Origin of the sequence: Oceanobacter kriegii DSM 6294 (genome assembly GCF_000422845.1) — a bacterium.
Classification (GTDB): domain Bacteria; phylum Pseudomonadota; class Gammaproteobacteria; order Pseudomonadales; family Oceanobacteraceae; genus Oceanobacter; species Oceanobacter kriegii.
Genome location: NZ_KE383935.1, coordinates 114,506 through 126,587 on the forward strand (window position 1 = coordinate 114,506; position 12,082 = coordinate 126,587).

Sequence of the window (12,082 nt, forward strand, 5' to 3'; positions counted from 1 at the left end):
AACAGCGGCAGGATGCACGTTATTGTCGTAAGGCGCTGGAAAGTCAGCTGGCTTGTGCTTCCGGTTTGGAGGTTTGAGAACTAATATACACTTCGTAATTGTCCGACAATCCTATAAAAGAATAATGCCGGAGAAGCAGTATGTCCTTGAGCACGCCAGCGCAGACCGAACCCCAACAACGAACGCCTTTCCAGTTCTGGAAAGGCGTCATCATAACTTGCCTGCTGGCCTTTGCCGGATTTCCGGCACAGGCGGCCGATGGTTATAACTGGGCATCCCAGCAGGGTAAAACCATCAACGTGATGCTGAACAAGCACCCATACGCCGATGCCATCATCCAGCGTCTGCCGCTGTTCGAACAGCAAACCGGCATCAAGGTGCGTTACACCGTTACCAGCGAAGAAACCTACTTCGACGGCGTCTCCAAAGGGCTGAAACAAGGTGCCAAAGGCCCGGATGTGTTTATGACCGGCGCGTATCAGCTGTGGGATTATGCCTCTGCCGGGCGCATTCAGGCCTTGGATACTTATGTGGACTCTGACCTCTTTACTGCACCGGACTACGACATCAACGACATGTTCCGTGGTGTGCTGGGGGCCAACCGTTGGAGCCTGCAACAAGGCGACCTGGTGGGCACCGGCCGTTTGTGGGCGCTGCCGTTGGGCTTTGAAGCCAATGTGCTGATGTACAACAAGCGCGCGCTGGAGCAAAGGGGCTTGCCAGTACCGACCACGCTGGCGCAGCTGGTGGAAACGGCCAAGCAATTGAACAACTGGAATGGCCCGGGCAGTTATGGGGTGGCCGTTCGCGGTACCAAATCCTGGGCGACCATCCACCCGGGCTACATGACTCTGTTCAGTAATGCCGGTGCCAAAGACTTCGAAATGCGCAATGGCAAACTCAACTCGGTGGTTAACAGCGAAAAAGCCGTGGACATTACCCGCCAGTTTGCCGATATGGTGCGTGAGGCTGGCCCGCATGACTGGACCGACTACACCTGGTATCAGGTGTCCAAGGACCTTGGCGATGGCAAAGCGGCGATGGCACTGGATGCCGATATTATTGGCTTCTTCCAGAACGTTGCCGGTGCGTCCAACGAGGCGGGTAACCTCGCCTGGGCGCCAATGCCGATCACCGACGGCGGTGTGATGGGCGCCAACGAATGGGTATGGTCCATTGCCATGAACAACGCTTCCGAACAGAAAAACGCCGCCTGGCTGTTTATGCAGTTCTTCACCAACCGCGAACACATGCAATGGGCGGCCATTGAAGCCGACGTGGTTAACCCGGTACGTCGTTCTGTGTGGCGCTCCCGCGAATGGAAACAGCGCATTCGTCGCCACACGGGCTACGCTCGGACCTTTGGTGCGGTGATTCAGAACACCAGCATCAAATTCACTCCGCAGAGCAAGTTTTTCCACACCACCACCGAGTGGGCCGAAGCCCTGCAAGACATCATCGTGCGTGATGCTGACGTACAGCAGCGTATGGATGAACTGGCAGCCAGCATCAATGAGGAAGTGAAAACGCTCTGATTGCTGCCACTCAGTTTGAGTAACGCAGCAATTCCCAAACAACCCCCTGAATAATCCAGCAAGCCCTTACATAACCCAGCAATCTAAATAACCCAGTAAGCCCGGTCCGCCGGGTTTGTTGGGTTTGTGGGTTTATTTCATGTAGGAACGCAGAATTTTCACCACGTCGTCCACTTCTTCCGCCCGTTTCTCCGGGGTCAGATCGTTGTCGCCCAGATGTTCTCGCAGGTGGCCTTCCAGCACTTCCGACATCAAACCGTTAACAGCACCGCGCAAGGCCGCAATTTGTTGCAGCACGCGTGTGCATTCGGTTTCGTTGTTCAGCAGTTTTTCCAGACCATCCGCTTGGCCACGAATTTTACGCACTCGGGTCAGCAGTTTGTCGCGGTCGTGAGAGATGTGAGCCATTGAATATTCTCGTAATAGGTATACTGGGGTATAGTATAAAAAATTCCACAGGAAATAGCATTATGTCCAGTCAAACAATGGCTCCGTGTCAGCACAATCGCGCCTTTGATGAAGGCAATCCGATGGCCGAACGCAAGACCCGCTGGGCGGTGTTGCTGACGGTGGTGATGATGGTGGCCGAGATTACCGGCGGTCTGGTGTTTAATTCCATGGCGCTGCTGGCCGATGGCTGGCACATGAGTTCACACGCACTGGCCCTTGGACTGGCAGTGGCTGCTTATGCCGCTGCACGACGTTTTGCCAATCACCCGCGCTTTGCCTTTGGGACCTGGAAAATTGAAATTCTGGGGGGCTACTCCAGTGCCTTGTTTCTGATGGCGATTGCCGGTTTGATGCTGTTTCAGTCGGTCGAGCGGTTATTCGACCCGGAAACCATTGAATACGATCAGGCCATTTCCGTCGCGGTGCTGGGCCTGCTGGTGAATCTGGCCTGCGCCTGGTTGCTGAAAGACGATCATCATCACCACCATCACGGTCATTCGCATCATGACCACTCACACCATGACCATTCACATCAGGCCCATTCAGATCACGATCACTCCGGGCACGATCATTCCCATCACAGCCATGAACACCACGACCTGAACTTGCGCGCCGCTTATATCCATGTGCTCACCGATGCCTTGACGTCGGTGCTGGCCATTGTGGCCTTGTTTGGCGGCAAATGGTGGGGAGCTGACTGGCTTGATCCGGTGATGGGCATTGTTGGTTCTGTGGTGGTGGCTGTGTGGGCAGTTGGGCTTCTGAAAGAAACCGGCGGGGTGTTGCTGGATGCCGAAATGGACCGCCCGGTGGTCGAGCGAGTCAGCCACGCGCTGGCGGCGCTGGAAGACACCACCCTGACCGACCTGCACATCTGGCGGGTGGGCAAACAGCATTATTCCTGCGTGATTGCGGTATCCGTTGCTAACGACGCCGCTGCAAGCGTTACCCCGGACGCCATCAAGCAAGCGCTGGCTGGCATTCACGAGCTGGCCCACACCACGGTTGAGATCAATCCAGGTGACCCTGCCGATGGCTCATCAGCTCGTCGTAGGTGAACAGAAACTGCTCGTCTTCACGGTTGTTGTGACAGTTGCGGCACCAACTGGTGTCGCGCTCCTCGTTGATTGAGCCATCCGGCCAGTACCACTGAAAATGCCAATCGCCAGCAGGTTCGTTGTTGGCGTAATCGCGGCCCCAGCCGGGGCCTTTTTCCATCACAAAAATCCGATAAATGGCTTCGTTGCGGTAGTCGACCAGCAGAAAACGGCTGCCATCCGGTGCTTCCAGCCCCTGTTGCAAGGCTTCGATGGTGTTCGGCTCGGTCATGATGTGCTCGGTCGACTCACCACGCCGAACGGTGGTGTAGTGTTCATAACCGTCAAAGCTATCGGGCAATGTGGCTCGGCTGGGTTCGGCGTTGATCTCGCTGCTGAGAAACGCAGACAGTCCGAACAGCAGGCTGGCCCCTTTGGGCTGGCGGAGGATTGGTGTTTGCATTGGCTGGCCCCGACGCTGAATAAAACATCATGCTGGCAGGTTTGCTACCGTTCATCTGTGGGGCTAATCCACAAGGGCTTATGAGCGGTGCTCACGGAACCTTTCCATCAATATGGCCCGAGTGCTTGGCTGGGCGGCTGAATCAAGAAAACAGGGCTTTTATTAATGAGTTCTACTCATGTGGCCTAGCAAGCAGACGCGGTAATTCTTGCCCGACGTTTGCTTCACACTGAGGTGATCCACAGGAAACCTTTTATGAGCCAGCAAAAACGCCATTTCAACGACCTTCATACGTTCATCATTGTTGCCCGAGAAGGCAGTTTTACCCGCGCGGCAGCGCAACTTGGGGTCTCACAATCGGCCTTGAGTCATGCCCTGCGAGGGCTGGAAAGCCAGCTGGGGGTGCGGCTGCTGACGCGAACCACCCGCTCGGTATCACCCACCGAAGCGGGGCAGCGTTTGTTGTCGGCCATTGAGGGCAGCTTTGATGACATTGAACGCAACCTGGACGGTCTGAGTGAACTGAAAGCCACGCCGACCGGACGCATTCGCATCACCACCGCAGGCCATGCCGCCGAATCCATTCTGTGGCCCAAGGTGCGCGAATTTCATCGGCTCTACCCGGACATTCAGGTTGAGGTCATCACCGACTACAACCGTGTTGATATTGTCGCCGACCGCTTTGATGCCGGTGTACGTATTGGCGAGCAGCTGGAGAAAGACATGGTGGCTACGCGCATTGGCCCCGACCTGCGCATGGCCATTGCCGGATCACCCGGGTATTTCGAGCAACATGGTACGCCGACACAGCCGGAACACCTGACCGAACACCGTTGCATTAACCTGCGACTGCCGACCATGAATAACCTGTTGGTGTGGGATCTGGAACGGCAGGGGCAAAAGGTCAATCTGAACGTTAACAGCTCTCTGGTATTCAGCGACCTGAAGCCGATCCGTCAGGCCGCCATCGAAGGCCTGGGGCTGGTGTATTTGCCAGAAGACGCCATTGCCGAGGCGTTGGACAATGGCCAGCTGGTGCGGGTGCTGGAGGAGTGGTGTGAGCCATTCCCCGGCTACTATCTGTATTCCCCCAGCCGGGAAACCTCACACGCGTTCAGGCTGTTTGTGGAATTTATTCGTTATCAGGGCGCTTGAGGCGCCCATACTTCCAGCTGTTCGCTGGCTTATTTGGTGTTAACCCACCACTTGCCAAAGGTCTGGCTTGGATTGTCGGTATCGACCCGTTCGCCAATCAACGGCGTCAGCAACCGATAGGGCTTGCCTTCACTGGCCTTGCTGACCCGATCCAGTGGTTCTTTCCAGGGATGGTAAGCCAGCTTGAACTTGCTGTTGTGCGCTGCAATCACGGCTTTGGCTTGCAAGTCCACACCGGCCTGGGCGGTTTGCTCGGGCATCATATGAATATTGGCCCACTGCACGTTGTATTGGCCGCATTCCAGCACCGCCAGATCAAACGGCCCCAGCGCTTCACCAATGTTGCGGAAATGCTCGCCGTAGCCGGTATCGCCGCTGAGATAATAGCGGTGTTGCGGCGTAATCAGGGCGAACGATGCCCACAGCGTCCGATTGCGATCTAACAAGCGTCCAGAAAAGTGACGGGACGGCAGAATATGCACCTGCATGCCGTTGTTGTCGTCGAAGACGGAACCCCATTCACCTTCAAATACCTTCTCTTTTGGCCAGCCCCATTGGGTGAAGTAAGAACCGACGCCCAGCGGCGCGACCACTTGTTTCACCTTGTTTTCCAGTCCCTTGATGGTGGGGTAATCCAGGTGGTCCCAGTGGTCATGGCTGATTAACAGGAAATCCAGTTCGGGAATATCGTCAGCGGTGTAGATGTTGGAACCTTTGAACGCCACATTGGTGCCCGGTACTGGTGAGGCATAACTGCTGAACACCGGATCGATCAAAATGCGTTTGCCATCCAGCTGGATGTAATAGCTGGAATGGCCCATCCACACCACCAGGTTGTCGTTACGATCGAGGCTGGCCAAATCGGTTTTCACCGAAGGCAGCGGCTCGGCGGGCACGGCACCGGGGATTTCTTCAAACAGGAACTTGTACAGGGTACGGAACAAGCCGCTCTGGGAGCGAGGTTGCGCGGGGTCTTGTGGCTGCTCCACCATCACTTCGGTGGTTTCGAGGTTCTCAAACTTACCGTCGCGGTAGCGCGTGGTGCCAGTGGCGGAATCCTCGCCTGACAGGCGTTCGGTATCCACCTTGGGATCGGCAAATTGAGCTTGTTGCAGATACAGCCAGATCGCGATGGCCAGCACAGCGGCCAGTCCGACCAGTACCAGCAGGGTTTTCAGCACAAGATTCAGCAAGGCGAAGGCTCCGAAAAGTCAGTAATCTCAAGCCAACCATCTTAGCAACAGCGATTGTTCCGTAGAGTGCCACCGTCGGATCAGATTGTTGCTCTATTGCTAACCGTGCCCTGGGCCTTATTGCGTCTGGATTGGAGCGTAATGCGGCCATTAATGAGCCGCATTCATAAGGTGATGCAACCGGTGATGCAGCGATGATTACTCTTTGACAGAGCAGGCCAGCAGCACCCGTTTGGCATCGGGCAGTACCATGCCTTCGTGTTGAATCAGAAGCTGCTCAGCCCAACGACATAACTCAGCCTGCTGGGTAGCGTTGGCTTGCTGCTGCCACGTCGTTACGGCGGTTAATACCGCGTCGGTATCCGCGGTGGCAGGCAGATTCAGCCCTTGGTCAATCAGTTGACTGATCAGGTCGTCCAGATCCAGCAGGTCGACAATCATCATGGGCATTACCTCGGCGGTGCATCAGGAAAAGAAACGAATAAGCGAAGAAACCACAAAGGCAACGCCACTGCGCCGCCAAAAGCGACCGCGGGCGTTCCCTTTGCGAAATCTGCTTGCCCCTACTGCTGGTTAGCGAGCCTACTGCCGGCTAGCGAGCCTATCGTTTGCTATCGAGCAATGGCCACAGTTGCATACTGTGGGTTTTCAATGGCCCGGCGAAAGCCGATCGCCAACCACGCCAGAGCGCCCAGCAAAGCACTGGTGGTAAAGCTGGTTTGCACGCTGAAATGATCAACCAGCACGCCGCCCAATGCTGCACCGACAAGAATGGCCGCCTGAATGGAAGCCACCATGATGCTGCCAGCGGCTTCCGGCATGTGTTGGGCATGGCGCGACAACCAGGCCATCCAGGCGATCGACAGCGCGGTATTACAAATGCCCCACACCGCCAGCAGCATGGCCGTCAGTGGCAGCATGTCCGGTTTGACCAGCAGACCCAGAGTCACCAGCGCCATCACCACTGGCAGCGCCTGCAGTAACCCGATCAAGCGAGTTTGCGACAGCTTGCCGCCAAGCCAGGTGCCGATAAACCCACAACAGCCGAGCACCAGCAGCAATATCGACAACTGGTTCGCCGTGGTATGGGCGTGTTGCTCCAGAAATGGCCGTAAATAGGTGAACATCGAAAACGCCGATGCAAACGCCAGTACTACCGCGAGAATTCCGCGGCCGAACCAGCGTTCACGCATCAGCGCCCACAGGCTGGCGAACGATTGCTTTTGCTCCGTGGGCATTGATGGCAGCGCGTACGACAACCACAGCAGGTTCACCAACGTCAGTGGCACCAGCCCCCAGAACACTCCACGCCAGCCGATGATGTCACCAAAATAGCTTCCCAATGGCGCGGCAAACGCCGCCGCAACGGACTGCCCGGTAAACATCACCGCCAGTGCCTTCGATACCCGGTCGGCTGGTACCAAACGCATAATCACCGCGGTGCCCAAGGCCCAAAAACCACCAACGCACACACCCAGCAGCGCCCGGGCGGCCATCAGCAAGGCAAAGTTGGACGCCGTTGCCACCATGACCAGCGATACCAGCAAACACGCACTCATGGCCAGTAATACGCCTTTGCGGTTCAACCGCCCGGCAACGGTCGACATCAGCAAGCTGGCGATCACAGCAAACAAACCACTGACAGAAATGGCCTGGCCGGTTTGCCCTTCCGAAGCGTTCAGACCGGCAGCCATGGGAGTAAGCAAACTGACGGGCATAAACTCCGAGGCAATCAGCAAGGCCACACACATCGACATGGCAATAACCGCACTCCAGGCGGGCGCTGTCTCGGTGCTGTCGGGGGCTTTATTTATAGCTGCTCTTTGTGTGGGGGCTCTTGTGGGGGTAAGGGGAAAAGGCTCTGGCGAAGCAGAGCCAGACGAAGCTGGGTTATAAGAAGTTGGGTGATGAGAAGCTGGGTTGTGAGAAGATTTGGCCATTCAGAATCCTTGAAAAAGAACGTAATGGCATCACTGTACGGAGCTGTCATTCATGGAAAAACCAGCTGCCGTTTCTTCTCTTAATGAATAACTTGCATGAGTAGGCAGAACTTCGGCTTATCCCCACAGCTCGCCGTATTCGTCCTTGTGGCACAGGTACAAACGCAGGTCGAACTCCAGCTGGAAGTAATCCGGCTCCATATACGTACACAACTTGTAGAAAGCCTTGTTGTGTTCTTTCTCGCGCAGGTGCGCCAGTTCATGAACCAGAATCATGCGTAACAAGGGTTCCGGCACTCGTCGGAACATCGACGAAATCCTCACCTCATTCTTGGCTTTCAGCTTGTTGCCCTGCACCCGCGAGACATACGTGTGCAGCCCCAGCGCGTTGTTGATGACGTGAATCTTGTCGTCGTAAATCACCTTGCTGATCGGCGCCGAGCTGCGCATAAACTCGTTTTTGATGTCCTGCGCGTACACATACAAGGCTTTTTCGGAGGCCAGATCGTGCGGGCGAGGGTACTTCTTCAACAGCAGCTCGCCGGTTTTGTTGGCTTGCAGCAGCGCCAGCGCCTGGCGTTGCAGTTCCGGGCTGTAGCCCTTGAGGTAAGAGAGCAGGCGGGTGGCGTTCATGAGTTGGCTTGGGGTCCGGGCAAAATGGCAAACAGGCTCAAGGTTACAGCAACTGTTGAATCGCCCCAACGCTGAACAGCGACAGCGGTAACGACAGCAAAATGGTCAGCGCAATGTCGTCGGCAGGCCCTTGGTGATGCTGCGCCATGGCGTGGCTGATGACGGCCACCGGCATCGCCGACAGAATCACAAAAATCAGATAATCCCGATAGGCCATCGGCCAGCCAGAAAACACCAGCGCTGCGATCATCGCACCGCCGATGGTGCGCAACAGCGCCAATCCCAGCGGCCGTTGCCAACTTATCCCCTGTGCGAATGGCAAGCGCACGATGGCAGCTCCCAGTTGCATCAGCATCAAGGGCAGAGTGATCTGCCCCAGAGTAGACAGTGTATCCAGTGCCGGTTTTGGCAGTTTCAGGTCCAGTGCCAATAAGGTCAGGGCAATCACCATGCTGATGATTGGCGGGTTCTTCAGCAAGGTCGCGGGCTGCCAGCGACTGCTCAGACAGGCGGTGCCCAGCGTAAAGTGGCTGACCTGAATCATGCTGGAAAATACCATCACCGGCAGGATGGCTTCGTCACCAAACAGCGCCACACAGACCGGCAAGCCGAGATAGGCTGCATTGGGGTTCACCACCGCTGGCAGATAGCGTTGAGGCGTTTTCAAAAAAGGCATCAGCCAGGCCATGGCGAACGTCGCCATGCTGATCAAAAACAGGAAGGCTGCCAGCATCAGGTTCGTCAGTTCAGTCAAGCTGGTTTCCATAGTCTGCATCGAGTGCAGCAACAGGGCAGGGATACCAACCAGTGACACCAACTGGTTCATCGCAGGGCCATCCAGGCAGGAGGTTCGTTTGGCCAGAATAGCCCCGACCAGCATTAATGCGATCAGTGGCAGCATGGCAAGCAACAGTGTTGAAATCATCGTGTGGGCTCTGAATAAATTTTTGAGCTGGCCAACTCACTCGACGAGGGCTAGATTACTGACAACACTTTGATGGTTAAACTGGCCAGATATGAAGACAGACCACACAGTTCGTGAACAATTTCCGCTGCCCCAGGACCTCAACGTGCTGGTTACCGTGGTGCTGAAAGGCAGTTTTGTCGCGGCGGCCAGTACCCTGGGGCAGTCTCCTGCCTACGTCAGCAAGCGTATTGGCATTCTTGAACAGACGTTAGGCTGCCGGTTGCTGCACCGGACCACTCGTTCGCTGGGGCTGACCCGCGAAGGCGAAATTGTCTTTGAGGGGGCGCAACTGCTGCTCAGCGATCTGGATGAACTGGTCGATACCTTGTCGAGCGCCCGTCAGCAGCCTCGTGGCCAACTGCATGTGTGCAGCAGCTTTGGTTTTGGCCGAGCCCATGTTGCCCCGATGCTGGCGGCACTGGCCCAGCGTTACCCTCAGCTGGAAGCACGCTTCGAAGTGTTCGACCGGGTGGTCGATATTGTCGGTGAGGGGTTTGATCTGGAAATCCGCGTGGGCGATGACCTGCCCGAACAACACATCTGCAAGCAGCTGGTGCACAACCGCCGGGTGCTGTGTGCCACACCGGGTTATCTGGCCGAACATGGAGTCCCGACCAGCCTTGACGATCTGCGCCAGCATCACTGTTTGACACTGAAAGAACGCAACAGCATTCAGGGCAGCTGGCAACTGGACCGCGATGGCGAAAGCAGCGTCACCATCAAAGTCACCGGACCGCTGTCGTCTAACAGTGGTGAGATCGTACTGCAATGGGCACTGCTGGGACGCGGCATCATGTTGCGCTCCTTATGGGATATCCAACACCTGTTAGACTCCGGTGAGCTGCAACAGGTACTGCCCGAATACGGCCAAAGCGCCAACGTATGGGCGGTGTACCCGCAGCGGCTGGCAACGTCCGGGCGGCTGCGCGCCTGCGTGGAATTTATGGCAGAACAGTTTCAGGCACTTTCGTTACGGTGAGTGTCGTTGCGGTGACCTTGATCCTCCACGATGGTTATTTGCCGAAGCAACTGGTGCGCAGTGCGCACCCTACATGCTTGCCTGCGAGTCACTTTGTAGGAGGCAATTTATTGCCGACAGCAAACAGGATGGCCACTTGTGCTCATCAACCCGCGGCTTTGAATAACTTGGCTGGTATGGGCGCAGGGCCTGTCGGTGACTCCTGATTCTTCAGCCTTGCTCCTGATCGAACTGCTGTTGGGATTCCAGTACGGTTTCGATGTGGTTTTCAGCCCATAGCGCCAGTTCGTCGATGGTGTCGGCCAGGGTCTGGCCCAGTCCGGTCAGGGAATATTCGACGGTGACGGGCACGGTGGCAAAAATCTGCCGCTGGATCAGGCCGTCGCGTTCCAGGTTGCGCAGTGTTTGCGTCAGCATCTTGGCTGAGACGCCGTCGAGGTCGCGTCGCAGCTGGTTGAAGCGCACGGCGTCGGTTTTCAGCCGCCGGATAATCAACAAACTCCACTTATCCGCCAGCCGTGTAAAGACCATGCGGGCCGGGCAGTTGCGGTTGTACACATCGTATGGCGGTTGCTCGTCTGCACTCATGGGCGCTCCACTATCAGTTCGGACAGAATCTTGTCTAACGGGTGTTTTTCCCACCTTCCAGCTTGCTCATTGGTCGCTTGCCGGTTACCCCAAAGTAACCAGATAACGCCAAGGTGCCTTCTTGAAACCATGGTTTCCAATAGTTACCTTGATTCCCATTGAAAACTTATCAAATCAAAGCAACGTTTGCATGGGAGAGATTCCAATGAGTCAGAAAATTCTGGTACTGGGTGCCAATGGTACCGTGGGTAAACACCTGGTAGCTGAGCTGCTGGCCCGTGGTGAACAGGTCAAGGCCGCCAGCCGCAATGCCACACCGATGGAAGGCGCCGAGGCGGTGGCGTTCGATTTTACAACCGCCACAGGCGCTATTGAGCCATTGCTGGATGGCGTTGACCGTCTGTTTTTGATGCTGCCAACCGGCTACGTCAACAGCTATGAGTTACTGGCGCCGGTGGCGCAGGCGGCCATCGATCGCGGCATCAAGGTGGTGTTTCAGTCGGTGCTGGGTGTGGATGCCGACGACAGCATTCCCTACCGCCAGGTAGAGCTGATGCTGATCAACAGCGGGGTGGCGTCGGTGGTGCTGCGCCCGAACTGGTTTATGGATAACTTCGTCAACTTCTGGCTGCCGGGCATTCAGCACGATGTGATTGCGGTGCCTGCGGCGGAGGGGCAGTCGTCCTTTATTGATGCCCGCGACATCGCCGCCAGTGCTACAGCGGCGCTGACCAGCTCGGCGTTTGACAATCAGCAGTTCAACCTCACCGGCCCGCAGGCGATGGGGTATGCCGATGCCGCGGAGTTGATTGGCGAGGCCATTGGTCGTTCGCTGGCGTATCAGCCGCTGAGCGATGATGATTTTATCGCCATGCTGACCCAGGCCGGAGTGCCTGCCGACTACGCGGGTTTTCTCGCGTCCATTTTTGCACCGGTACGCATGGGTTGGACGGCGGCGGTCAGTGATGCGGTAGAGCAGCTCACCGGTAACGCGCCACGCACGCTTGAAGCCTGGATTGCAGAGCATCAGGCGGTGTTGGCGTCACAGGGCTGATTTAACAAAAGTGAGCTGGCTTGCCTGCAATTCACTCTGTAGGAGGCAATTTATTGCCGAAAGCAAACAGGATGGGCACTGTTGCCCA

The 12,082-nt window shown here is 56.4% G+C and carries 13 protein-coding genes; 5 read left to right on the plus strand and 8 right to left on the minus strand.

Annotated features, from left to right (window positions below):
• The first annotated feature begins 140 nt into the window (after positions 1-140).
• Positions 141-1,535, plus strand: coding sequence for an ABC transporter substrate-binding protein (locus G516_RS23525; RefSeq protein WP_051219659.1), 1,395 nt, complete (start codon positions 141-143; stop codon positions 1,533-1,535).
• Positions 1,536-1,667: 132 nt separating this feature from the next.
• Here G516_RS23525 and G516_RS0120095 read toward each other — a convergent pair whose 3' ends face one another.
• Complete coding sequence (locus tag G516_RS0120095; protein ID WP_028295173.1) at positions 1,668-1,943, minus strand: metal/formaldehyde-sensitive transcriptional repressor; 276 nt, start codon at positions 1,941-1,943, stop codon at positions 1,668-1,670.
• 62 nt (positions 1,944-2,005) lie between these two features.
• Between G516_RS0120095 and dmeF the strand changes: the two genes are divergently transcribed.
• Positions 2,006-3,043, plus strand: coding sequence for a CDF family Co(II)/Ni(II) efflux transporter DmeF (gene dmeF, locus G516_RS0120100; protein WP_028295174.1), 1,038 nt, complete (start codon positions 2,006-2,008; stop codon positions 3,041-3,043).
• On the opposite strand, the gene G516_RS0120105 is transcribed toward dmeF, so the two are convergent.
• Complete coding sequence (locus G516_RS0120105) at positions 2,997-3,485, minus strand: cytochrome P460 family protein (protein WP_028295175.1); 489 nt, start codon at positions 3,483-3,485, stop codon at positions 2,997-2,999. The genes dmeF and G516_RS0120105 overlap by 47 nt on opposite strands.
• 255 nt (positions 3,486-3,740) lie before the next feature.
• On the opposite strand from G516_RS0120105, the gene G516_RS0120110 reads away from it, so the two are divergent.
• The gene (locus G516_RS0120110; RefSeq protein WP_036537650.1) at positions 3,741-4,640 is read left to right on the plus strand and encodes a LysR family transcriptional regulator; all 900 of its coding nucleotides are present in this window, start codon (positions 3,741-3,743) and stop codon (positions 4,638-4,640) included.
• A 29-nt stretch (positions 4,641-4,669) separates the two neighbouring features.
• Here the strand turns inward: G516_RS0120110 and G516_RS0120115 are convergent, their stop codons facing one another.
• The 5 genes from G516_RS0120115 to G516_RS0120135 all read right to left on the minus strand — a co-directional run bounded on the left by G516_RS0120115 (position 4,670) and on the right by G516_RS0120135 (position 9,331).
• A complete protein-coding gene (locus G516_RS0120115) occupies positions 4,670-5,833 on the minus strand; it encodes an MBL fold metallo-hydrolase (protein ID WP_211225157.1) in 1,164 nt (387 codons plus the stop codon).
• A gap of 198 nt (positions 5,834-6,031) precedes the next feature.
• Positions 6,032-6,277 (minus strand): hypothetical protein, encoded by a 246-nt coding sequence (locus G516_RS0120120; protein ID WP_028295178.1) that lies wholly within the window; start codon positions 6,275-6,277, stop codon positions 6,032-6,034.
• 167 nt (positions 6,278-6,444) lie between these two features.
• Positions 6,445-7,590: an MFS transporter gene (locus G516_RS23530; protein WP_211225158.1), complete on the minus strand. Its 1,146-nt coding sequence runs from the start codon at positions 7,588-7,590 to the stop codon at positions 6,445-6,447.
• 300 nt (positions 7,591-7,890) lie between these two features.
• Positions 7,891-8,406 carry a M48 metallopeptidase family protein gene (locus G516_RS0120130; protein ID WP_028295179.1) on the minus strand — a complete coding sequence of 172 codons (516 nt, stop codon included), beginning with the start codon at positions 8,404-8,406 and terminating at the stop codon, positions 7,891-7,893.
• A 43-nt stretch (positions 8,407-8,449) separates the two neighbouring features.
• Positions 8,450-9,331: an AEC family transporter gene (locus tag G516_RS0120135; RefSeq protein WP_028295180.1), complete on the minus strand. Its 882-nt coding sequence runs from the start codon at positions 9,329-9,331 to the stop codon at positions 8,450-8,452.
• A gap of 91 nt (positions 9,332-9,422) precedes the next feature.
• Here G516_RS0120135 and G516_RS0120140 point away from each other — a divergent pair, with 91 nt between their 5' ends.
• A complete protein-coding gene (locus tag G516_RS0120140) occupies positions 9,423-10,352 on the plus strand; it encodes a LysR substrate-binding domain-containing protein (protein ID WP_028295181.1) in 930 nt (309 codons plus the stop codon).
• A 210-nt stretch (positions 10,353-10,562) separates the two neighbouring features.
• Here G516_RS0120140 and G516_RS0120145 read toward each other — a convergent pair whose 3' ends face one another.
• A complete protein-coding gene (locus tag G516_RS0120145) occupies positions 10,563-10,940 on the minus strand; it encodes a winged helix-turn-helix transcriptional regulator (protein WP_028295182.1) in 378 nt (125 codons plus the stop codon).
• A gap of 205 nt (positions 10,941-11,145) precedes the next feature.
• On the opposite strand from G516_RS0120145, the gene G516_RS0120150 reads away from it, so the two are divergent.
• Complete coding sequence (locus tag G516_RS0120150) at positions 11,146-11,994, plus strand: NmrA family NAD(P)-binding protein (RefSeq protein WP_028295183.1); 849 nt, start codon at positions 11,146-11,148, stop codon at positions 11,992-11,994.
• Positions 11,995-12,082: the final 88 nt, after the last annotated feature.

Excerpts from the sequence above, each read along its gene's own strand:
- G516_RS0120110 (WP_036537650.1), top strand. The coding sequence starts at position 3,741 with ATGAGCCAGCAAAAACGCCATTTCAACGACCTTCATACGTTCATCATT.
- G516_RS0120105 (WP_028295175.1), bottom strand. The coding sequence starts at position 3,485 with ATGCAAACACCAATCCTCCGCCAGCCCAAAGGGGCCAGCCTGCTGTTC.
- G516_RS23530 (WP_211225158.1), bottom strand. The coding sequence starts at position 7,590 with ATGTCGATGTGTGTGGCCTTGCTGATTGCCTCGGAGTTTATGCCCGTC.
- dmeF (WP_028295174.1), top strand. The coding sequence starts at position 2,006 with ATGTCCAGTCAAACAATGGCTCCGTGTCAGCACAATCGCGCCTTTGAT.
- G516_RS0120120 (WP_028295178.1), bottom strand. The coding sequence starts at position 6,277 with ATGATGATTGTCGACCTGCTGGATCTGGACGACCTGATCAGTCAACTG.
- G516_RS0120145 (WP_028295182.1), bottom strand. The coding sequence starts at position 10,940 with ATGAGTGCAGACGAGCAACCGCCATACGATGTGTACAACCGCAACTGC.
- G516_RS0120130 (WP_028295179.1), bottom strand. The coding sequence starts at position 8,406 with ATGAACGCCACCCGCCTGCTCTCTTACCTCAAGGGCTACAGCCCGGAA.
- G516_RS0120095 (WP_028295173.1), bottom strand. The coding sequence starts at position 1,943 with ATGGCTCACATCTCTCACGACCGCGACAAACTGCTGACCCGAGTGCGT.
- G516_RS23525 (WP_051219659.1), top strand. The coding sequence starts at position 141 with ATGTCCTTGAGCACGCCAGCGCAGACCGAACCCCAACAACGAACGCCT.
- G516_RS0120150 (WP_028295183.1), top strand. The coding sequence starts at position 11,146 with ATGAGTCAGAAAATTCTGGTACTGGGTGCCAATGGTACCGTGGGTAAA.
- G516_RS0120140 (WP_028295181.1), top strand. The coding sequence starts at position 9,423 with ATGAAGACAGACCACACAGTTCGTGAACAATTTCCGCTGCCCCAGGAC.
- G516_RS0120135 (WP_028295180.1), bottom strand. The coding sequence starts at position 9,331 with ATGATTTCAACACTGTTGCTTGCCATGCTGCCACTGATCGCATTAATG.